At 66.4% G+C, this 20,246-nt stretch carries 21 protein-coding genes; 9 read left to right on the top strand and 12 right to left on the bottom strand.

Annotated elements, in window-relative coordinates:
* Positions 1-95 precede the first annotated feature (95 nt).
* Positions 96-905, top strand: coding sequence for a P-loop nucleotide/nucleoside kinase family protein (locus B141_RS52980; protein WP_084678562.1), 810 nt, complete (start codon positions 96-98; stop codon positions 903-905).
* Here the strand turns inward: B141_RS52980 and B141_RS0127735 are convergent.
* A complete protein-coding gene (locus B141_RS0127735) occupies positions 880-1,278 on the bottom strand; it encodes an MmcQ/YjbR family DNA-binding protein (RefSeq protein ID WP_020578453.1) in 399 nt (132 codons plus the stop codon). The two genes, B141_RS52980 and B141_RS0127735, sit on opposite strands and share 26 nt — an antisense overlap.
* On the opposite strand from B141_RS0127735, the gene B141_RS43125 reads away from it, so the two are divergent.
* Positions 1,271-1,951, top strand: a complete 681-nt coding sequence (locus B141_RS43125) for a DUF6882 domain-containing protein (protein WP_202805946.1) — start codon at positions 1,271-1,273, stop codon at positions 1,949-1,951. The genes B141_RS0127735 and B141_RS43125 overlap by 8 nt on opposite strands.
* 214 nt (positions 1,952-2,165) lie before the next feature.
* On the opposite strand, the gene B141_RS0127725 is transcribed toward B141_RS43125, so the two are convergent.
* Both B141_RS0127725 and B141_RS46200 read right to left on the bottom strand, forming a co-directional pair.
* Positions 2,166-3,041, bottom strand: coding sequence for a polysaccharide deacetylase family protein (locus B141_RS0127725; RefSeq protein ID WP_020578451.1), 876 nt, complete (start codon positions 3,039-3,041; stop codon positions 2,166-2,168).
* Between the two features lie 58 nt (positions 3,042-3,099).
* Positions 3,100-4,194, bottom strand: coding sequence for an MFS transporter (locus tag B141_RS46200; protein WP_020578450.1), 1,095 nt, complete (start codon positions 4,192-4,194; stop codon positions 3,100-3,102).
* Positions 4,195-4,200: 6 nt separating this feature from the next.
* On the opposite strand from B141_RS46200, the gene B141_RS0127705 reads away from it, so the two are divergent.
* Entirely contained in the window at positions 4,201-4,626 is a 426-nt protein-coding gene (locus B141_RS0127705; RefSeq protein ID WP_020578449.1) for a MerR family transcriptional regulator, read from the top strand.
* Between the two features lie 214 nt (positions 4,627-4,840).
* On the opposite strand, the gene B141_RS0127700 is transcribed toward B141_RS0127705, so the two are convergent.
* From B141_RS0127700 to B141_RS0127685, 4 genes are all read right to left on the bottom strand, one after another.
* The gene (locus tag B141_RS0127700) at positions 4,841-5,686 is read right to left on the bottom strand and encodes an ABC transporter permease (protein ID WP_020578448.1); all 846 of its coding nucleotides are present in this window, start codon (positions 5,684-5,686) and stop codon (positions 4,841-4,843) included.
* Positions 5,683-6,585 (bottom strand): ABC transporter ATP-binding protein, encoded by a 903-nt coding sequence (locus tag B141_RS0127695; protein ID WP_020578447.1) that lies wholly within the window; start codon positions 6,583-6,585, stop codon positions 5,683-5,685. The genes B141_RS0127700 and B141_RS0127695 overlap by 4 nt, the downstream gene beginning before the upstream one ends.
* A 239-nt stretch (positions 6,586-6,824) precedes the next feature.
* Positions 6,825-7,304, bottom strand: coding sequence for a Clp protease N-terminal domain-containing protein (locus B141_RS0127690; RefSeq protein ID WP_020578446.1), 480 nt, complete (start codon positions 7,302-7,304; stop codon positions 6,825-6,827).
* Positions 7,301-7,534, bottom strand: a complete 234-nt coding sequence (locus B141_RS0127685) for a hypothetical protein (protein WP_020578445.1) — start codon at positions 7,532-7,534, stop codon at positions 7,301-7,303. Before B141_RS0127685 ends, B141_RS0127690 begins: the two co-directional genes overlap by 4 nt.
* 244 nt (positions 7,535-7,778) lie before the next feature.
* On the opposite strand from B141_RS0127685, the gene B141_RS49740 reads away from it, so the two are divergent.
* From B141_RS49740 to B141_RS47910, 6 genes are all read left to right on the top strand, one after another.
* Positions 7,779-8,030: a hypothetical protein gene (locus B141_RS49740; protein ID WP_157181339.1), complete on the top strand. Its 252-nt coding sequence runs from the start codon at positions 7,779-7,781 to the stop codon at positions 8,028-8,030.
* Between the two features lie 35 nt (positions 8,031-8,065).
* Complete coding sequence (locus B141_RS0127680) at positions 8,066-9,034, top strand: SLAC1 family transporter (RefSeq protein WP_051114194.1); 969 nt, start codon at positions 8,066-8,068, stop codon at positions 9,032-9,034.
* 254 nt (positions 9,035-9,288) lie between these two features.
* Entirely contained in the window at positions 9,289-10,950 is a 1,662-nt protein-coding gene (locus B141_RS0127675; protein WP_026257623.1) for an FAD-dependent oxidoreductase, read from the top strand.
* Positions 10,951-11,008: 58 nt separating this feature from the next.
* Positions 11,009-12,286, top strand: coding sequence for a cytochrome P450 (locus B141_RS0127670; RefSeq protein WP_020578442.1), 1,278 nt, complete (start codon positions 11,009-11,011; stop codon positions 12,284-12,286).
* Between the two features lie 17 nt (positions 12,287-12,303).
* Entirely contained in the window at positions 12,304-12,903 is a 600-nt protein-coding gene (locus B141_RS50910; protein ID WP_202805945.1) for a Gfo/Idh/MocA family protein, read from the top strand.
* 169 nt (positions 12,904-13,072) lie between these two features.
* Complete coding sequence (locus B141_RS47910) at positions 13,073-15,229, top strand: glycosyltransferase family 4 protein (protein WP_084678561.1); 2,157 nt, start codon at positions 13,073-13,075, stop codon at positions 15,227-15,229.
* On the opposite strand, the gene B141_RS43115 is transcribed toward B141_RS47910, so the two are convergent.
* From B141_RS43115 to B141_RS43105, 5 genes are all read right to left on the bottom strand, one after another.
* A complete protein-coding gene (locus B141_RS43115) occupies positions 15,189-16,148 on the bottom strand; it encodes an alpha/beta fold hydrolase (protein WP_020578440.1) in 960 nt (319 codons plus the stop codon). The genes B141_RS47910 and B141_RS43115 overlap by 41 nt on opposite strands.
* A 314-nt stretch (positions 16,149-16,462) precedes the next feature.
* Entirely contained in the window at positions 16,463-16,618 is a 156-nt protein-coding gene (locus B141_RS49735; RefSeq protein WP_020578439.1) for a hypothetical protein, read from the bottom strand.
* The gene (locus B141_RS0127640) at positions 16,615-17,838 is read right to left on the bottom strand and encodes an ABC transporter substrate-binding protein (RefSeq protein WP_020578438.1); all 1,224 of its coding nucleotides are present in this window, start codon (positions 17,836-17,838) and stop codon (positions 16,615-16,617) included. Before B141_RS0127640 ends, B141_RS49735 begins: the two co-directional genes overlap by 4 nt.
* A complete protein-coding gene (locus B141_RS43110) occupies positions 17,835-18,917 on the bottom strand; it encodes an ABC transporter ATP-binding protein (protein WP_020578437.1) in 1,083 nt (360 codons plus the stop codon). Before B141_RS43110 ends, B141_RS0127640 begins: the two co-directional genes overlap by 4 nt.
* Complete coding sequence (locus B141_RS43105) at positions 18,914-20,032, bottom strand: FecCD family ABC transporter permease (RefSeq protein WP_020578436.1); 1,119 nt, start codon at positions 20,030-20,032, stop codon at positions 18,914-18,916. The genes B141_RS43110 and B141_RS43105 overlap by 4 nt, the downstream gene beginning before the upstream one ends.
* Between the last annotated feature and the right edge of the window lie 214 nt (positions 20,033-20,246).

Below are 20,246 nucleotides of genomic sequence, written 5' to 3'. Positions count from 1 at the left end.
GTGCTCGAAGGCGCAGGACGCGTTGACACCACCGCCGCGCCTGCGATCGCCGGGTCGAACGATCAGCGGCACCAAGGGTTGAGGAGCTGCGGCCGATGATGTCATGGTTCGCCGACCTCGTGCCGGTTGTTCCGGAGGGCGGCTCGGGGGATCCCCGTTCCTGCGGCGCAGCAAGCGCTCGACGGCTCGTACACCTCCGAGCACCGTGGCCGGCGCTACGCGCTGTTCCCGTTCGTCGACGGCCGCCGAGGAACGTGGAACGACGCCGACGCGATCGCGCAGGCCCCGATGCGTCGGTCGACGAGATTTGCGGCGCGACCGATGCGGGAACACGTCGATCCGCGCTTCAGGGTCGGGGAATCCATCGCTTCGGCGAACCGACGAAGGAGCTCGCACGCCCCAACCGGGAGAGTGGTCCGCGTGGGCAGGAGCTAATGTCTGCCACCATGCCGACAGCTCATCTGATCCACGGCTACATCGGAGCGGGCAAGACCACCTTCGCCAAGAGGATCGAGCAGGACGCCGCGGCAGTTCGGTTCTCGGCTGACGAGTGGCTCACCACTCTCTACGGCGACGACGAGGCCGAAATAGACGTCGGGGCGATCACGGACAGGCTTCTGATCGCGATGGAGCCGGTTTGGAGCCGCTGCCTGAAGCGTGTGACGCAGCCATCCAGCTCTATCACGTTCGATGCGACGATGAGATCGCATGGTGCCGCGTCGAGAGTCGCAACGCGAATCCGTCGGGAAGCATTCGCATGGTGCGCAACACCTTCGATGTGCTCAAGGCGAGAGTCGAACCCCTCGGACCGGACGAGCCACACATCGTCATCGAGACGTGAATGTCAAAGGGGCTGGCCGATCTTCGGCGGCCTACGGATCAGGTGGCCGACAGCACCTGATTGAGCTCGGCGACGAGCTTCTTCGGCGCGACGTTGCGGTAACTCTCGTCGATCCAGTCGCACAGGAGGTCGAGGTCGACGCCAGCAAGGGGGACCGTCAGCCAGCCCCACTGCCCAAGGCCGCTCATCGTCATCGGCGTCGCACGGCCGACCGCGACTGCCTGGTCGTAGGAGGCCTTGAGCTTCACAGACACCGCCGGCACAGGCGCCTTTCGCCTACCAAGCCACAGGAACATCGGCCCATACACCAGCCCGTTCGCCATCCGGCGAGGCGGGTGATCGACCTTAACGACCAGCTCCCCCCGGGGAATGTCCTCGACCGCACGCGGCAGGCCAAGCGCGAACGCCTGCACGTGATCCCATGCCCGGGTGGTCATCGATCCACCTTACGTGGAGTTCCTGGCCGACAGCCTCAACGAGGAGTCGCGATGGGCGAACCCCTGCGGACTGTGGGATCTCGCCCTGGATGCGGAACCCGCGGCGAATATGACTACTTCGCCCCAACCGGCGTACTGTGTCAACGCTTCGCGAAAACTGACCCCCGGTGGTTCGGGCGGGAGAATAGTGGATCACGTCGATCAACGACCTGTACATGATCACGAGCTGTGGGAGTCGGTGGTTTCGGCGGCTAGGGACAGGGTCGGCCAGCGACAAGCAGCGATGGTCTCCGACCACGGTCTCAGTGGCGATGTGCAGTACGGCTGGTCGATGGACGACGCCAGCATCGTCTGGTCGCGCGGTGGACGAGACTTCCTCCACGGCCGAATCACCTTGATCGGCAGCGTGGATCACGCCCAGGAGACCTGGTTGTGGTCCTGGGCCAACAGCTCCTTGCCCCAGACCGTGCTCGGTGACATCACGGCTGTGCGCCTCTACGGCGAAGAACACGTCTTCCCCCTGCTGGTCTGGCCGAGCTTCCACGCCGATCAGAAGCGCGTGGCGCAGGCAAGGATCGTCGCTGCCGATGTGCTGGCCGCCGATGGCTTGTGGCTCGAACCCGGCGATGAAATCGACCTGCACTTCGCCATTCATTCATTGCGCCGAGTTTGAGGGACGTCCGCAGCAGGAACGCGCAGCATCGGTGCACGCGTCGCACGCAAGCAAGCCGATTGGCCTCGGCGTTGCGAGCCGGCCGGTCAGTGAGAAACGCGCTCCCGCACGTCTGAGCCTCCGGATGTGCGCATTGCCCGCGGGGCATCTGCCTAGCTCGCATTACTGCGGAGTCACCAGTGCGAAGGAGAATGCTGTGTATCGCTCAGAACGGTCATGGCGTCGGGAAGAGGCCGTCTTCGATACAGGGCTTTTCGTGGGCGCGTTCGGGCAGGGCGACCTCGGCGAGGTGGGTGGCCAGTTCGTAGCCGGTGAGGATTGGGACGTCGCCGGTGTCGAGGATGTGGCCGATGAGCGCTTCCAGGGCGACGGCGCGGGCGGGCCGGCCACTGAGGAAAGGATGGTTGGTGAGCATGAAAAGTCCACCGAAACGACGCATGGCATCGACCTCGGCAGTCCACATCTGGAGGACGTCGGAGGGGTTCTTGATGTGCTGTCCGATCTCAGGGAAAGGCAGGAAGGCGTACTGCTCCCAGTCGTCGAGCGACCAGTGTGGGGGCAGTTCGGTGATGCTGCCTGCCTCGGTGGTGATGCGGTACGGGGAGTCCTGTGTCATAAGGGAGCTGTCGTAGGTCAGGCCGTGCTCGGCAACGATCGCGGGGGTGGACCAGCTGGCCTCCCACAGGCCGGCGCGGTGGCCGTAGATGGGCACGCCGATGTCTTCGAAGACCTTCAGCGCACGGGTGAAGTCGCGCTCTTCTTGCTCACGTGTCATAGAGGAGGCCGGGACGTGGCTGTAGGAGTGGTGGCCGATCTCGTGACCGGCAGCAGCGATCTTCTCGACCAGGGCCGGGCGGCGTTCCGCGACCCAGCCAGGGAAGAAGAACGTCGCGTGCACGTCGAGGTTCGCGAGGATGTCCAGGATGCGGGGCACGCCGATCTCGGGCCCGAACTGCTGGTGGCTGATTGCCATGGCGTGATCGGCTGCCTTGGCGTTGGCTGAGAGAATTCCGGTCTCGGCATCGACGTCGAAGGTCAGGCAGGCCACGGCCGAGGCGTCCTCGGGTAGCCAGGTTCCCGTGGTGGTCATATGTGTCTCCTTCTCTTTCAGTTGCTGGGTGATGCGGTGCTCGGGATAGAGCACGCGGTCAAGCGAGTGTGATGAGACCAGCGGTGAGTGCTCCGGCGCCCAGGCCAAGGTCGAAGGCGATGTTCCAGGCGGCACTGGCCCGCTCGGTGTGGGCCGGGGTCCGGGCGCTGCGCATCATCAGCGTCAGCGCGGCGGTCTGGATCCCCCCTGCGGCGACGCCGAGCGCGGCGCTGGCCGCGACAACTGCGCCCGGCGTGGAAGTGACGATGACGCCCGCGATCGCCAGCGCCAGCAAACCGCCAGCAACGAGCGCTGTTCCGACGGCAGACCACCGATCGCACAAGACACCGCTGGCGAGACGGCCGAGCGCGAGCGCTGCCTGGGTGGCAAAGGCCACGAGGACCGCGGCGGTCGCCGTGGCGGTCTCGACCAGGGAACCGGCCGAGGACAGTACCGCCGCGTAGAGTGTCACAGCCACCAGGTGGGCCGCGAGGCTGATCGGTACGACGAGCCCGCGCCGTTGGCGAGGACTGCTGGCGATCCGTGGCAGCTGCTGCGGGGGTACGTCTGCAGGAACAGTCGTCGCCCGTATGGCGGCCTTCCTGGCGATGGTCGCGACGGGGACGAGACCTAGGATCGCGAAAGCAGTGGCAACGATCACCACGCCGTGCGCGCCGATCTGGGCTGCCAAGAGGAGTCCGACCGGGGCGCCGATGGCACCGCCGATCGCGGAGCCGAAGCCGTAGGCGCCCAGGGCCCGACCGATTCCGGCGGACGTGGCGAGTTCCTTGGCCCAAGCGGTGCTGGTGACGACGAAGACCCCGAACCCGAGCCCGACGATGACGAGACCGGGCCAGCGGATTCCCGACTGCAGCGCGGCCAGGCCCATGGCCATCGCCGCCAGCGCTGCGCCCGCGGCCCGGGCGCGTGCTCGCATCCATCGTCCGGCCAGGAGAACGAAGGGCTGGATCAGCACCACGACCACCATCACGACGGCGACCTGCACACCGGGCGAGGGCTGGGCGCCAGCGAAGATCAGCGGGGCGGCGGAGTAGAAACAGTAGAAGCTCGCGAACGCCCCACCGGCGGCGCCGGCAACGCCAAGCACGTCGCGGGCAGACACCCGATCGACAGTGGCGGACTCGAATAGCATGCGTTCATGGTCGAAGTTGACATCAATGTGAAGTTCAAGTCCGACGAGCTGTTGACCATCGGGCAGCTCGCCGACGCCACTGCGGTGAGTACTCGTTCGATCCGCTACTACGAGGAGCAGGGCCTCGTGGTCTCACATCGCACGCCGTCCGGGCATCGCCGCTTCGCGCCCGAGTGCGTCGAGCGGATCGTCCTGATTCAGCACCTCTTCGCCGCAGGCCTGACCAGCGCGACGATCGAGCCGCTGCTGCCGTGCATGCTTGATGAATCCCAGCGCACAGCCTTCCTCATGGATGAGCTTCGCCGCCATCGTGATCGTCTGAACCACGAGATCCGTCAACAGCTGGAAACCGTCCGTGTTCTCGATGAGGTCATCACCGAGTACGACGGCAACCCGGCTCCCCCGGGATCGCCATCGCCTGGATCCAGGTGACCCGCCCGTTCTCCAACCATCCTGGCAGTACACGGCCCAAGTCCTTTGTGACATTGGATTTCGGCGGATCAATCGAGATCACTGTGCGCCGCGGAGACTCAATCGCCTCCCTGTGCCTGGTCGCGGTAGGCGATCCGCATCGCCAGGAGCATGAAGCCGCGGGCCAGGTCTGGCGCCAGCGACCGGGCGGTCGATGTCGTGACGGTTCATGGCGTCACTGGACCCGCTGCAGGGCGCGCTCGCGGCGGGCCGCCACGGTTGAGCCGGACTCCCCGCGCGCCATCCGGCGTAGCACCACCGGGGCCACGAGCAGGCCGAGCACCGCCCAGACGCCGAGGACGCTGACGGTCTCCAGGTGTCTCCAGGATTCGCCGATCTCGACGGTCGCGGCCGAGTCCGGCAGCAGGGCCGAGCGCATGCCGAGGCCCATCCAGTAGATGGGGAAGACCTGCGCGATCCATTGCAGCCATTCGGGCAGTGCGGTGATCGGGTAGAAGATGCCGGAGATCCCGATCAGGGCGAGGTACGGCAGCTGGATGAGACCTTGGGCGCGTGCGCTGGCGAACGCCGAGCCCAGGACCGCGCCAAGGGGCAGGGTCGCGACCAGGCCCAGCACCAGCACCCAGCCCAGGGTCGGCCAGGTGCCCGGGCCGATCCGCAGGCCCTCGACGATGAGCATGCCAGGCACCAGGAAGATCACCAGATCGGCTAGGAGACTGCCGGAGACCGAGATCACCTTGCCGATGAGGTAGGCGGGCATCCCGTGCGGGGTCGCCTTGGCGCGCAGCAGGGTGCCGTCCTCGCGGTCGGCGGTGAGCTGCTGGCTCATGCTGATCATGCCGGTCGCGACGTTCATCCCGAGGATGCTCGGCAGCGCCAGCGTGCCCAGCAGGAGGCCGCTCGTCCCAAAGGACATGTCCCGGATGAAGAACATGGTGGCCACCATCAGGCCGGGCCAGAGGAAGTGGGCGAACAGGTCGGCGCCGTTGGTGAACGACTGCCGCAACTCGATGCGACCTCGGGTCCAGCCGGCACGCAGGGCCGTCGTGGCGGGGTTCATCTGGTGACCTCCAGGGTCGATTCGGCCTGGTGGACCAGGCTGAGGTAGGTCTGTTCCAGCGAGGCACGGTGGACCTCGAGCTCCTGGATGTCGTCCCCGTATCGGGCGAACAGCTCGCGGGCGAACGCGGTCGAGTCGGTGGTCCTCTCCACGAAGCGCTGCCCGCCGCGCAGCCAGCGCACCTCGTCCTGACCGGCGATCCGCTGCGCCAGATCGCCGACCGTGCCGTCGGCGATGATCCGGCCGCCGTTGAGCACGAGGATGCGGTCGGCCAGCTTCTCGGCCTCGGCCAGGTCATGGGTGGTGAGCAGGACAGTGGTCTCGCCGGTGCCGACCAGGCGCCGCACCAGGTCGTGGAGCATCTGCCTGGCCTGCGGGTCGAATGACGAGGTGGGCTCGTCGAGGAACAGCAGCTCGGGACGCCCCACGAGGCCAATGGCCACGTCCAGCCTGCGCCGCTGGCCACCTGACAACGTCCTCAGCTTCTTGCCGGCGTGCTCGGTCAGGCCGACCGTCTTGATCAGCTCGTCAGCGTTCCAGGGTCGCTGTATCCGCGGCGTGGCGTAGGCGGCGTAGTAGGTGCCCAGATGGGCGAGGAACTCGCCTACCCGCCACTTGCCGTGGTCGCGCCAGGACTGCAGCACGACCCCGAGCCGGGCTCGCCACCGCTCATCGCCGTGCTCAGGGTCGGTGCCGAGCACCTTGACCTGGCCCTGTGAACGGGTGCGGAAGCCCTCCAGGATCTCGATCGTGGTGGTCTTGCCGGCGCCATTGGGCCCCAAGAGGGCCAGCACCTCGCCGTGGCGGGCCTGGAAGGTGACGTCATGTAGGACGTCGACCGAGCCGTAGCGCATGCGCAGCCCGTCGACTTCAAGCACGACCTTCTCGTCCGTCGTCATGAGATGACCTCTCTTCGTGGATCGAGCCCGATCGAGCCCCTCGCCGCGACACCTGCCGGCGTCACCGGTTGTGAGGGCATGCCAGATCACGGCCGAACTCATCGGCCCGAGTCCGTGCGGGGCCGTGGCTGGGCCGGGACATTGGGGGAGTAGCGATGGGAATCAGGCGGCGTCGAGGGGCGCCTGGCCCGACGTGGTGGGCCGGGTTACCGACTCTTGCGGGCGTCAGTGGACGGCGGTTACCAGCTCTCCCCGGCGAGCGTCTCCCGTGCGCGTGCCATAAGGTCCACGCGGTCGGCGCCGGCCAGGGCGAGTGCGCGGGGTACGGTGCCGATCTCGGTGTCCAGGACGCCGAGCAGCAGATGCACGGGACGCAGGTCCTTCTTGCCGGTGGCGGCGGCGAAGCCGCGTTCGAGCGCGAGCCGCGCCGTAGCGCCGACCTTCGACGGTGTGCGGGCGGCGCTGGGCTTTGGGAGATCGAAGGAGGCGAGGGTCACCCCGACTGTGCTCAGGCTGTGCTCGAACTCCCGGTCAAGTGCGGCCCTGATCGCCTGACGCCCGAGCCCCGCCGTGGCCAGGACGCGGTGCGCGGTGGTGCCCTCGTGGGCGGCGATCGCCAGCAGCAGATGGTGGGCCTCGGTCGCCGCAGAGCCGTCCTCCTGCGCTTCCGCCGCCCCCCGCTCTATGACCGCGTTGATGTAGTGGTCGATCGCGCTCATCGTCGTCTCCTCAGCGTGACGCCGGCAGCTATGAGCCGCTTGGCGTGTCTCTTGTGGACCGCCTGGCGAGTGACGCCGAGGGCCTCGGCGACGTCCGGCCAGCTCCAGCCCGCGCGCATGGCCTGCTCCACGGCGGCGTCCTCCAGCCGATCGGCCAAGAGCCGCAGCGCCACGACGGCCGCCAGCGCGTCGGCGGGGTCCTTGGGAACGGGTACGTCTTCTGCCGACATGTAAGCAACCGTAGTTGACTAACACGGGATAGTCAACTTGAGTTGCTTAGCTGATGAGGGTGCGACCGGGGCGCCCCTGGGCCACTCTGAGTCAACGAGTGGCGGCGGCCCTCTTCTCAAGATCACTGGAGGCGACGAGTTCGCACGAGCGATCTCGTGGGGCTTGCGCTTGAGCCATATACCGAGGTCTTGCCAACTATTATCGACAGTGAACGAATGTCAGGGCACGCGTAAGAGGTAACTGATGGATAATGTCGTCAGCTTTTCAAAGGATATTCGTCCGCTCTTTACGGAAGTCGACATCGCTCATATGAGGCGATTGAATGTTTACCTCGATGACTACGAATATATGAGCGATCGAGATCATTCCGCTGCCGTGGAACGTCAACTTTCCAGCAAGCGCATGCCGCCGTCGACGCGTGGCGGCGCCGGACCTTGGCCAGATGAGCACATCGCACTCTTCCGGGCCTGGATTGACGGCGACTACCAGCCCTGATCCCGAGGGCGTCGGTATTCGGGGTGGAGGCTCCGATGAACACGCGGACTGCCCAGCCTCAGGTTGGGATTACCCCGAACATGTTCGGGATCTCCTTCGCGCTGGCCGGTCTGGCCACCTGTTGGAGGTACGCGGCCATAGTGGGGGTTGCGCCCGCGCTGGTGGCCGACGTCCTGTTCATCGTCACCGCCGTCGTGTGGCTGGTACTCGTCGTCGGCTACGTGTCGCAGGTGCCGCGCCGACCAGGCGGCTGGCGCGGCGAACTGGCCGATCCGGTGTTGGCACCGTTCGTGTCGCTGATTCCGATCGTCGGCATGCTCTTGGCGACGGGTCTGATGCCCCACGCCCTCGCCGCCGGGCGGTGGGTGTTCGCGGTGTTCGCCGCAGCCGCCACCATCCTGGCCGGGTGGATCACCGGCCAGTGGATCGTTGAAGGCCTCGACCTGGATCGGCTGCACTCCGGCTACATCCTGCCCGCCGTCGCTGGCGGACTCATCGGCGCCATCGGCGCCGCCCCCGCGGGCTGGATCGCGATCGCCCACGCGTTCATGGGTCTCGGCGTCGTGTCGTGGCTGCTCATCGGCTCCGTCATCATGGCCCGGCTGCTGTTCCGCCCCCGGCTCCCTGGGCCGATGACGCCCACCCTGGCCATCGAGGTCGCACCACCCGCCCTCGCCGGCCTCGGCTACCTGGCCATCACCCACGGCAGGGTCGATGCCTTCGCCCTGGCGCTCGGCGGCTTCACCGCGCTCGCCGTCCTCGTCCAACTCCGGCTGATCCCCGTGTACCGCCGGCTGGCCTTCGGCCCCGCGTTCTGGTCATTCGCGTTCCCCTACGCCGCCGTCGCCACCTTCGCCCTGCACTGGATCAACTACGGAAGACCCGTCGGGTACGCGGTGTGGGCCTGGGTCGTACTTCTCGCGATCACAGCCTTCATCGCCGTCCTCGTCGCCAAGACAACGGCCGACCTCGCCCGCCGTACGTTCCTGCCCCGACTCCAGTAACCGCAAGCACCCCAGCCGTGAGAACGCTGGCGATCTGTGGGTGCCCGTGAATGCTGCGCCTTCATCAGAGTGGACGTAATCCCCCGAGGGAGTGTGGCTCGGTCGGTGAACCACCAAGGGAAAGCGTTGGGTTCAGGCTGGCGAGGACTTTCGGCTCTTGGCCGCTAACCGTCTCCCGGCAGAGCGTGAAGGACGTCTGGGCTAGGGGTGTGACGCACAGAAAGACGCGACACGTGTGCCTGGAGGGACAGCTGATGAAAGTTGCCGTGAACCTCACTCGCTGTCAGGGATATGCCCAATGTGCGTTCCTTGCCCCTGACGTCTTCCGCATGCACGGTGACGAGGCGCTGATCTACGACCCGGAGCCCGACGACGCGCAGCGTCAGCGGGTCATGCGGGCCGCGGCGGCCTGCCCGGTGCAGGCTCTGCGGGTCGATCAGATCGACGGCAGGGATGCCCCCGCGGCGGCGTCAGTGTCCGAGGCGGTGACCATGCCGGCGCGGCAGGTGCCGTCACCGCGGGCCGCCGGACCGACCGCGACGGCTTGGCGGGATGCGGCGATGGAGGCTTTCCGCCGGGATGGCCGCATTGTGATTGTCGGTGCGTCGCTGGCAGGCCTGGCCGCGGCTGCCACCTTGCGTCGCGAGGGATTCACCGGCTCACTGACCATGATCGGGGAGGAGCCCTACCAGCCGTACGACCGCCCACCGCTGTCGAAACAGGTTCTCGACGGGTGGATTACCCCGGATCACACAGGTCTACCCGGCGGCGACGAACTGGACGCGCGTTGGCAGCTTGGCGTTCCCGCTACCGGGCTCGACCTGGTCCGGAAGCAGGTACGGCTCGGCGACGGAGGCGCGGTCGACTACGACCGGTTGCTGATCGCCACCGGGACCCGTGCCCGGCCCTGGTTCAACGAGGCCGAGGCCGCTCTCGACGGCGTGTTCGTGCTGCGTACCCGCGACGACGCCACGGGCCTAAGCCAGCGGCTGGCCGACCGGCCGCGGCGAGTGCTGGTCATCGGCGCCGGTTTCACCGGCAGCGAGGTCGCCTCGGCATGTCGGGAGCGAGGCCTGCCGGTGACGGTCACCGAAAGGGGACCCACACCCCTGGTGGGCGCGCTCGGCGGAGTGATCGGTGCGGTGGCCGCCGACCTGCAGCGTGAGCACGGTGTCGACCTGCGCTGCGGGATTACCGTCGACTCCCTGGAGGGCGACTCCGCCGGTCGGCTGCGCCGCGCCCACCTGTCCGACGGCTCCACGGTCGATGCCGATGTCGCCGTGGTGGCGCTGGGCGCGGTCCGCAATACCGAATGGCTGCAGGGCTCGGGTCTGGCCGCCGGCGTCTGGGGCGTGGGCTGTGACGCCGGGTGCCGGGTGTTCGACCTCAACGGTGTCACCACCGATGATGTCTTCGTCGCCGGGGACGTGGCGCGGTTTCCGCACCCGCTGTACGACTACCAGTTCCTGGCGCTGGAGCACTGGGGCAACGCGGTGACCCAGGCTCAGACCGCCGCCCACAACATGATCGGCCTCCCGGCAGCTCGGTGGCCATACTTACCCAGCCCGGTGTTCTGGTCGGCGCAGTTTGGTACGAACATCAAGTCGGTCGGGGTACCGACCTTCGCCGACCAGATCGTCATCACCCAGGGCTCGGTGGCCGAAGGCCGGTTCGTGGCTGTCTACGGCTACCACGGGCGTATCACCGCCGCGGTCGCGTTCGACCAGGGCAGGTGGCTGGAGTTCTACCAGAGGCTGATCGAGGAGGCCGCGGCGTTCCCACCCGAGTTCCGCCCGGCCGACCAGCAGCCCGTACCCGCCCAGCTGCCCGACCGAAAGACCCGCGACCGACACGCCACCGTGGTGGTGACTGGCCATGATCCCAGCGAACGCCGCGCGCGGCTGATCCACCACTGACCAGCTTGCCACACAGGCCTGTTCAACCGCAGCGGTGGCGACCATGGAAGGACTTGTCATGGCTCAGCCCAGCATCTTCGACCAGATCCTCGACCCTGCCAGCCGGGCCAACCCGTACCCGCTGTATGCCGAGCTTCGCAAGACCCCGGTGGCGCGGCAAGACGATGGCGCCTACGTGGTGAGTACCTACGACGAGATCGTCGCACTGCTGCACGACCCGCGGGTCAGCTCCGACCCCCGCAAGCGCCCCGACGTCGCCGGCGAAACACCCGCCCCCGAGGAGGGCCCGCCCGGAATACCACCCGACTTCATTCGCCTCGACCCGCCCCAGCATGACCAGCTGCGCGAATTGGCCACCCGCCCGTTCGGGCCACCCAGCTCTCCCGGCCGCGTCGAGGGGATGCGGTCCTGGCTGGCCGAGGTCACCCACGGCCTGATCGACAACTTCGCCGGCAAGCACCGTGTCGACATCGTCGACGACTTCGCCTACCCGCTGCCGGTAACGGCGATCTGCCGGCTCCTCGGAGTCCCACTGGAGGACCAGCCGCGCTTCCACCACTGGGCCGACGCGTTCGTCGCAACTATGGACCCGTCCACCGGCACGTTCGCCGAGCGCCAGCGCAAGCGAAACCACGTCCAAGCCGAACTCGGCGAATACATGGACGGGCTCGCCGACGCCCACGTCCGACAGCCAGGCGACGACCTGATCTCCGGGCTACTCACCGACACCGGCCCCCACGGACCGATGTCCCGCAAGGACATACTCAGCACCGCGTCCCTGCTGCTGGTCGCCGGCCACGAGACCACCGTCAACCTCATCGCCAACGGGGTGCTCACCTTGCTGCGCCACCCCGACGTACTCGACCGGCTGAGGCGCGAGCCCGACCTCATCACCCCACTGGTCGAGGAACTGCTGCGCTACGAACCCCCCGTGCAGATGCTGAGCAACCGCGCCACGGTGGCTGACATCGACATCGCCGGAACGACCATCCCCCAAGGCTCGCCCCTTGTACTGATGTTGGCCGCCGGCAGCCGAGACTCCCACCGCTTTGCTGACCCGGACCGCTTCGATCCCGACCGTACCGACAACCAACATTTCGGCTTCGGCGGCGGCATCCACTACTGCTACGGCGCCCCCCTCGCCCGCGTCGAGGCACAGGTGGCCCTGCCCGCGCTGGCCCACCGGCTCGTGAACCCCCGGCTCGTCGCCGATCCACCCCCGTACCGGCCGAACCCGACACTGCGCGGCCCTCGCCACCTCCTCGTCGAACTTGACACCCTCGCCCCGGCGACCGAGCAGGAGCAAGCCGCGCCAGGCGAACGGCTGACCCGGTGAACGGGATCGTCGTGACGGTGAAGGTTCCGCAGCACCTGGAGCTCATCCGCCCCGCGCTCAAGGCGGGGAAGCCGGTGTTCAGCGAGTGGCCGCTCGGAGTTGACCTCGCGCAGGCGAAGGAACTGGCCGACCTCGCGGACCGCAGGGGGCTGTTGACGGCCGTCGGCCTGCAGGCACGGTCGGCTCCGCCGCTTCGGTATCTGCGGGACCTGGTCGCCGAAGGCTACGTGGGCGGGTGCTGTCGACCAACATTCTCGGGTCGGGCGGGGTTTGGGGCGCGACGTACGACGACAGCCACGCGTACCTGCTGGACATACGAACGGCGCCACCCTGCTGTCGATCGCCTTCGGGCACTCCGTCGACGCGCTGACCATGGTGCTCGGCCAGATCAACGGCAGCGGTCGCTGACGCAATGGACCGGGCGATCCGCCGAACCCGCCCACAACGTCGCCCACGGGTACGCGCTTCTACGCGAGCAGATCACCGGGAGCCTCGCCCCAGGCACTGACGGCGTTCCCGACTTTCAGCATGCAGTCCGGCGGCACGCCATGCTGGAGCAGATCCGAAAGGCAGCACGGACCGGCCGAAAGGTCACGCTCGCAGAGCAGAGTTCGTAGCAGACTGCCCCACCCCGGCCCGCATCTGAAGCGCGCCAATGGGTATCTGTCGATATCCGCAGTGTTATGGTCCTGATTCCTGCTTACCGCTGCTGGCAACGTTGGGGATCTATCCCTGGGGCGTATCGCGACGATTACTAGTGGCCCGTTGCTCGAAGGTGAACATCTGATGACTGAAGTCTTGCTCATTTGTGCAGACCGGTCCAGTTGGTCCGAGCTTGTGATTTTGTCCAATCAGCTGTATGGCGCGGGCGCGGTTGTCCGGGTCGCGTGCGGATTCGATCGAAGGGGCCTCGAAGGTCTACAAGCCACCGAGGTGCACGAGTTGCGGATGAGCCTCACAGGTCGGAGCGCCGGAGTTCGAGACGACATAAAACCAGTAGCGACCTGGTTGAAAGCCTCCGCGCGCAGTGGGATCGTTCGTTCGGCGGCTCGTCTGTCTGGCGCGGCGCGACGCACCTGGATTCTTGCTAAGTACGATCCATGGCTGCGTGCATGCGTACGGCGAGCCGACGCGGTGGTGGCGGCCGATCCTTGTGCCGTTCTGGCAGTTCGTCACGCGGCGAGGGTCAACGCGAAGGCAATGATCTTTGAGGTCGGCGCATCGGCTATGCCCGGCCTTGTAGATCGCGTTGGATCTACTGACGCGCTTGCAAAGTTACTCGGCGCGGGAATGTCGACAACGAGTCCCGAAAGTGTCCTTGCCGCATGGAGGGCAGTGGTCGGCGCTGCGGAGTCGGAATTGAACAGCCTGGCAGCTGAGGCGCCGAGGATCGTGCAGCTCCTGCGTCTGAATCAGTCATTCGACGCTGCAGAGCAGGTCTGTCGATCCGCCCTTACCCTCGACCTTGACCAAAAGGTCCTCGATGTTCTACAGCTTGAGATCGTCACGGTTCAGATCAGCGCTGGAAGGCCAGGCGCTGAAGATCTAGGCGATCGAGTCCAGGTGGTGCTTCGGCATGCCGAAGAGGCTCTGAGGGACGGCCGCGCCGAATACGCCTCCAGGCTCGTCGTCCACGTGATCGATGTGATGTTCCATTACGAACTCCACGCAGACGTGCTGTCGAGCCCACTTGTTGCAGATCCTGACCGGTTCCTGCGGCCACTGCTAAGCTCGCAAGTGGTTCGTGCGCTTGGCGCTGATCGTGCTTCGGTAGTCGACGAGCGAGGCGATGACGCCACGGCTGCCGTACACCCGGGGCCCCGTCCTGAGTCGACTGATATCAAGGCAACTCGACGGCCGAAGCGCCGTCATCGATTGCTGGTTATCCCAGGGAAGTATCCACAGCATACAAAGGGAATTATCGCCGAGTTCCAAGGTCAACCTGATGTCGACCTGCACATACTTACCGCGAGCAAACGAGATGCCAGGCCAGGTCGGCAACAGACCGAGTCGCTAATCACGGATCGACTCATGCAGGTCGTTGGAGAACGGCCCGGTATGATCAGTGAAGAAAACAGGAGACTGCTTGCGTGGGCTGATACGATCTTTGTTGATTGGTGTGACAATGCGGCGATCTGGGCGACCATCCACGCGCCACGAGAATCCCGTTTGATCATTCGCATCCACAGTATCGACGCCCTCTCGCACCACCCCCACATGATCGACTGGACCCGGGTCTCGGATGTGATTTTCGTAGCTGATCACATCCGAGAACTCGTCCAGCGCGCGATACCTGCGATCTCTGAAGGACCTCGCATTCATGTGCTGCCGAACGTAATGGCCCTAGAATGGTTCGGGCTTTCAAAACGACCAGGCGCCGACCGTACGATCGCGATGATCGGTTGGGCCCAACGTGTCAAGGATCCCGTGTGGGCGCTCGACGTACTTGCCCAGTTGCGGTCACACGACCCCACCTGGAGACTTTTGCTCCTCGGGAACGACTTCCAGCGGCGCGCCCACACCAGTGCAATGCGATACCGAGATCGGTTCCGTGAGCGTGCTCAATGTGACGACGTGCGCGACGGTATTATCGCTGCCGGATTCTGCGATAACCTACCAGAGGCGCTACGCGATGCCGGGTTCATCCTCGGTGCAAGCCGACGTGAAGCGTTCCCGGTTGGATCAACGGAAGGTGCAGCGTCAGGGGCGGTCCCCGTTATACGCGACTGGCCCATGGTCGCCAGCTACGGCGCGGCGCGACAGATTTATCCCGAGGCCTGGATAGTCGAGAATCCTCATGATGCGGCCAACCGGATCCTCGCTCACAGTGATTCACGCCTTCGAGCCGAAGCCGGTGACGCAGCGCGTCAGTTCGTCGTAGAGCGCTTCGATGCTCCCGTCATCATCCCTCGCTATCGGCAAGTACTGATCGGTTCGTGGTGAAGGCCAGGAGAAGTTCTGCGGTCCGCGGCGGATCCTCGAGTAGGGGAGAGTGTCCAACGCCGGGCAGCAGTTCGACTCTCGCGCCCGGAACGGCGCGGTATTCGACGGCGGATGAGGATCGCCATCTCTGGTCATCCTCCCCGAAGATCACCAGCAGCGGCTTCCCGAGGGCCGTCAGCCGATCGGGAAGCGAACGCTGCTTCAGGTAGTCGTCGGCCGCCCGCGATGTCGCGGTGAACGCGTGGTAGGTCATGCCGCGCACATCGTCCACGAGCTGTTGTGGGATCTCGTAGCCGCGGCGGCTGAACCCGGTGCTCGAAGCTTGACGGATCAGTTTGTCGGTCCGAAGCCGCCACAGCAGTGGCCCTACGACGGGGTTAAACATGAGCCGGCCGGCAGGCCCGTCTGAGATGAAGGCGTCCAGGCGGGGTCCGGAGTTGATGAGCGCGAGCGCGGTCACCAGGTCGCCTCGTTGCTCGGTGAGGGCGGTGGCGACCGAGCCGCCGGTGGAATGGCCGACCACTACGGCGTGCTTGACGTCGAGCCGGTCCAGAGCCGCACCGACCCGGCGTCCCTGCTCCGGGATCTCGTAGCCGCCACCGGCCGGTTTGGCTGACCGGCCGTGCCCCAGCAGGTCGATCCTGATGACGCGATGGGACTTCGCCAGCATCGGAACCAGCGGGTCCCACCAGTGGGCCGACGCGGCGGTCCCGTGGATCAGTACGACTGCCGGGGCATCGCGGGGGCCGTCCTGGCGCACGTAGATGTTCCCGCCATCGAGAGACAACGTTGAGTTCCCGGTGGCCTCGGTGTCCTGCCGCACCACCACCGCCGCGTTCACCAGGAGCAGCCCGATGACGGCGACAGGGACGGCCAGGACGATCAGGCGGCGCCTTCGGCGGCTTCCCGCGCGTCTCACGTGCGGCTCCCAGTCAGGAGCCCGCGGATTGGTGTCGTCGAACTGGCCGAGTTGTCGAGTGCCGGAAGAATAGGCATGAGCCCACTGTCGCCGCCGGTGCGTGCCGGTGGCTTGGACGAATGTTCCGATCAGTCGGCTCGCCTAGCGTGTGACGATGCGGCCCACCGACCTGCCCCACAGCGCCGAAGCGGCCGGGCAGCGCATCAGCGAACTCGCGCTCTCCCTCCGCAGGGTTGGGGTCGACATCCATCGCCGCGATAGCGGCTCTCATCATGCGAACCACCCCAGCGTGACGATAAAGGACACGTGCGCGGTCACAACATGACGCGGCGGCGGGAGTAGCGGTCGGCGACGACTTCGCTGATGGGCACCGCCGCGAGGAACCCCGCCGTGCGGGCGGCCAGAAGCACGCCGAGGCTCGTTGCCGTGAGGGCGCGATCGAGCACCGCGAGCCGGCACGCTGGCGTCACGGGGAACGCACGAAGCAGGTGCCCTGGGTTTCGGGGAACAGGTCTGGGGCGAGTCCGAGGGCGAAATCCCGGATGAGGACGTCGACGTCAAGGTACGTCTTGGCGCGGCACTCCTCGAAGTTCTTGTCGACGCCGGCGATGAAGTTCTTTTCCGCGAAGGGCTGGAAACGCATCATGCGTTCGTCAGACTTCAACGTGTTCAGCGTCGCCGACATCGGGTCGTAGACGATGAGGAAGTCTGCGTCTGTGCCGGTGCCGATCGATTCCTCGAGGTCGTAGGCGCGCCCGTTGAGCTCGTCGTTGTTCGGTGCGAAGACGTTGGTGGCGCCAAACTGGGCGAAGAGACGGCCTACAAGAGTTTCGTTGCCGTGGGCGTAGATGAATTCGCAGCCCCGCTCAGCGGCGATGCAGAGGTAACCGACAGTGCGCTTGTCGACCTTGCCTGAGATGGTGGTCATCACGTTGTTGAACCGGGTCTTGATGCTGTTGAACTCCGCGTTCGCGGCGGCCTCTTCGTTGTAGAAGGCTGCGACCATCTTGACCCACTCCGCCGAGGCCAGGGCGTGGCGCTCCATGCGGTTGGACACGCTCACGCCGGGCAGTTCGGCGGCGCGGGCGTTGGTGATGTCGTCGAAGCCTTTCCCGAAGCCGGACATGAGGATGATCTGGTTCTGTAGGCCGAGGATGGCTTCGCGGTTGAGGTCGGTGTACTCGCCGATCGACATCGGCTTGCCGGCGTCATCGATGACACCGGCGTACCACTGGTCTTTCTCGCCGTTGGCGAGGAGCTGACCACTGAGTCCGGTGATGGTGTCGTTCTTGCCGAGCCGGTCCACCATGGCCAGAGCGTTGAACGACGTAACTGACACGTTGGTGGCCGGGACCTGGACGAAGAGAGCGTTGGCCAGATCGCCAGTTGCCGGCGGTTTCGGGGTGCCGCACTGGTAGAGCACGTAGACCAGCTTGTCGCCGCGAGCGTTCTCGGTGTCGGTCAACGTGATCGTCTTGTACGAGTCGTGGTAGGTGACGTCCCACAGCTCGGACTCTTCCACCGTGCTCTTGTCGGCGAAGTAGTCTCGCCCCTCGACGTAGTCGGTGACGCAGCCGTTCGCGTTCGTCCGACTACCTGGTGGGGTGCTGTCGTCTGAGGCCGAACCGCATGCGGTGAAGGCGATCGGCAGCGCCAGCAGCGCGGCGATCGATCTGATGGGTCTTCTCACTGTGGTGCTCTCCTGCTCGTCGGGGAGGGTGCCTTCCCGTTGCGCGCTGCGCCGCGTCCACGCAGATGGGCGACGAGGGAGTCGAAGCCCACTCCCTCTGCGTGCGTAGCAGCCGGCAGGTGTGTCCCGTTGAGACGCCACCGGCACGGACTGTCGGGCTCAACCTGCAGGACGTGCCCGGAAGCGTTCCCTGTGAGGGCCCAGCCCGCCCGGCGTACGGCGTGCTCGGTCCACAGCTTGAGCCGCCCGTCGGCGACCACGTGCACTGTCGCGTCCGAGGTAACGTCGGCGACGACTACCGTTGCGGAGGCGTCGTCAAAGGACATGTTGTCTCCGGCGAAAGTGCGGGCAATGGCGCCGTCGTAGGCAAGATCCTCCGGCGCGCTGGCCGTGACGGTCCCGTCGCCGCCCACCAGCCACACCTGGTCGGCGCGACGCAGCGCGAACCCGAGGTCATGGGTGGACAGGATGATCGCGGCGCCGGTGGTCGTCGTCAGTTTCGTGAGCATCGCCGCGAGCTCGATGCGGCGCGCGACGTCGAGGAACGCCGTGGGCTCGTCCAGGACAAGCACCGCCGGCTCCTGCGCGAGCGCCCGCGCCACCATGACTCGTTGCCGTTCGCCGTCGGACAGGTCACTCAGCATGCGGTGACGCAGATCTTCGACGCCGGCGTCAGCAAGGGCCTGGTCGACGGCGTCGCGGTCCCGCTTCGATTCGCGGCCGGCCCAGGGTCGGAACGGTATGCGGCCCAGCGCCACCACCGCCTCGACCGTCATCAGCCCCACGTCGACTGGTTCGGTTAGTACGACGGCGAGCCGTTGAGCGCGGCGCCGAGGCGAGAGCGTTGTGAGGTCGACACCGTCCAGCAGCACCTTGCCGGCCAGCGGTGGTTGGGCTCCGACCAGCGTTCGTAACAGGGTGGACTTCCCGGCGCCGTTGGGGCCGATCAGGGTGATGAGCTCGCCGGGATGCGCTTCGAGTTGGAGGTCTTGTAGAACGGCGACGGCAGGGTGACGACGGCGGCGATAGCCTGCGGTCACCCCGAGGGCCTGCAGCGCCGGCTTGAGAACTTCGCTCATCCAACCCGCCTCTTGGCTCGGCCGGTAAGGAGCACCCAGAGGATGACGGGAGCGCCGACGAACGCGGTGACGGAATTCAGTGGCAGCGAGACGGTGGTGAGCCCGTTGCCGCCGGCGACGTACTCGGCGACGAGCACGATAACGGCCCCGACAAGGGCGCTTGCCGGAAGAACCGACCGATGGTCGGCGGTGCGTAGGACACCGCGCGCCAGGTGCGGAGCGGCCAGACCGACGAAGCCGATTGCGCCGCAGTAGGCCGTGATGATGCCGGAGAGCACCGCCACGCTCGCGAGCGACAGGAAATGGACCTGGCGGACATTGACCCCCATGCTGCTGGCGTACCGCTCTCCGAGCAGGAGGGCGTTCAACGGCTGGGAGAGGAAGCAGGAGAGCCCGAGCACACAGACGCAGGCGACGGTGATGATCTGAAGCTCGCTCCACGTGACGTTGCGGACCGACCCGCGGGTGAAGGCGGCCAGCGCCTGCAGCCGCTCAGGATCGGTGTAGTAGACGAGCACATCCACGATGGCCCCGGCCAGGTAGCCGAGCATCACACCCACGACGAGCACGACGACCGGGTCGCCGATCCGCCTCGCGATGCCGAGCGCGATCAACAGGACGGCGGCGGCTCCCACCACCGCGGCGCCGGTCACCCCGAGCTGGCTGACGACACCGAGCCCGGCAAGCCATCCGACGCCACTCGTGCCCAGAATCACGATGGCGGCGCCCAGGATGGCGCCGGAGCTGACCCCCAGCACGAAGGGATCAGCCAGTGGGTTGCGGAACAGTGTCTGCATCTGTGCCCCGCCGACCGCGAGTGCGGAACCAGCCAGCAGCCCCGCGATGACCTTGGGGAGTCGGGCATCCATGACGATGGTCCGGTGGACCTCAGTCAAGGCCTCCTGGCCGGTGAGGATCCGTAGTACCTCGCTGATCGGTATGGGGATCGAGCCCTGCGCGATCAGCACCACGACGGCGCCGAGGAGAAGGACGAGCAGCAGCACGAATACGCCCGCCACGTATCCGACCCGTCGGCGCGCTCCGGGCTTGTGGGAGGGTACGGCTACTGCCTCGGTCTTGACGGTGTCGTCAACAACCGTGCCGCTATCCGACAAGGTGCACCTCGCGTCTCACTCCTTCCGCGAACGCAGAACAGCTTCTCCGTGTAAGTCGTGCCGCATCACCCGAAAGTTCCGCGCGATCTCAGGACTGATGCAGCGGCACTCGGGGCCGAGGGGACGCCGATCCGTTTAGCTCTCACCCTTGGGGCACGCGTGGTCGATTGCCGGGTGGCCGACGTGCGAGGCGGGTATACGGGGAGCGACCGTT

This window comes from Actinopolymorpha alba DSM 45243, assembly GCF_000373925.1.
GTDB lineage: Bacteria > Actinomycetota > Actinomycetes > Propionibacteriales > Actinopolymorphaceae > Actinopolymorpha > Actinopolymorpha alba.
The sequence above is the reverse complement of the archived record's forward strand: the minus strand, read 5'-3'. Positions and strand labels throughout refer to the sequence as shown.

Coding starts and splice junctions, on each gene's coding strand:
- B141_RS0127680 (WP_051114194.1), top strand. CDS start 8,066: ATGAACACGCGGACTGCCCAGCCTCAGGTTGGGATTACCCCGAACATG.
- B141_RS47910 (WP_084678561.1), top strand. CDS start 13,073: ATGACTGAAGTCTTGCTCATTTGTGCAGACCGGTCCAGTTGGTCCGAG.
- B141_RS0127695 (WP_020578447.1), bottom strand. CDS start 6,585: ATGACGACGGACGAGAAGGTCGTGCTTGAAGTCGACGGGCTGCGCATG.
- B141_RS0127725 (WP_020578451.1), bottom strand. CDS start 3,041: ATGACCACCACGGGAACCTGGCTACCCGAGGACGCCTCGGCCGTGGCC.
- B141_RS0127705 (WP_020578449.1), top strand. CDS start 4,201: ATGGTCGAAGTTGACATCAATGTGAAGTTCAAGTCCGACGAGCTGTTG.
- B141_RS43110 (WP_020578437.1), bottom strand. CDS start 18,917: ATGAGCGAAGTTCTCAAGCCGGCGCTGCAGGCCCTCGGGGTGACCGCA.
- B141_RS0127675 (WP_026257623.1), top strand. CDS start 9,289: ATGAAAGTTGCCGTGAACCTCACTCGCTGTCAGGGATATGCCCAATGT.
- B141_RS0127690 (WP_020578446.1), bottom strand. CDS start 7,304: ATGAGCGCGATCGACCACTACATCAACGCGGTCATAGAGCGGGGGGCG.
- B141_RS0127735 (WP_020578453.1), bottom strand. CDS start 1,278: ATGACCACCCGGGCATGGGATCACGTGCAGGCGTTCGCGCTTGGCCTG.
- B141_RS52980 (WP_084678562.1), top strand. CDS start 96: ATGATGTCATGGTTCGCCGACCTCGTGCCGGTTGTTCCGGAGGGCGGC.
- B141_RS0127700 (WP_020578448.1), bottom strand. CDS start 5,686: ATGAACCCCGCCACGACGGCCCTGCGTGCCGGCTGGACCCGAGGTCGC.
- B141_RS49740 (WP_157181339.1), top strand. CDS start 7,779: ATGGATAATGTCGTCAGCTTTTCAAAGGATATTCGTCCGCTCTTTACG.
- B141_RS0127670 (WP_020578442.1), top strand. CDS start 11,009: ATGGCTCAGCCCAGCATCTTCGACCAGATCCTCGACCCTGCCAGCCGG.
- B141_RS46200 (WP_020578450.1), bottom strand. CDS start 4,194: ATGCTATTCGAGTCCGCCACTGTCGATCGGGTGTCTGCCCGCGACGTG.
- B141_RS0127685 (WP_020578445.1), bottom strand. CDS start 7,534: ATGTCGGCAGAAGACGTACCCGTTCCCAAGGACCCCGCCGACGCGCTG.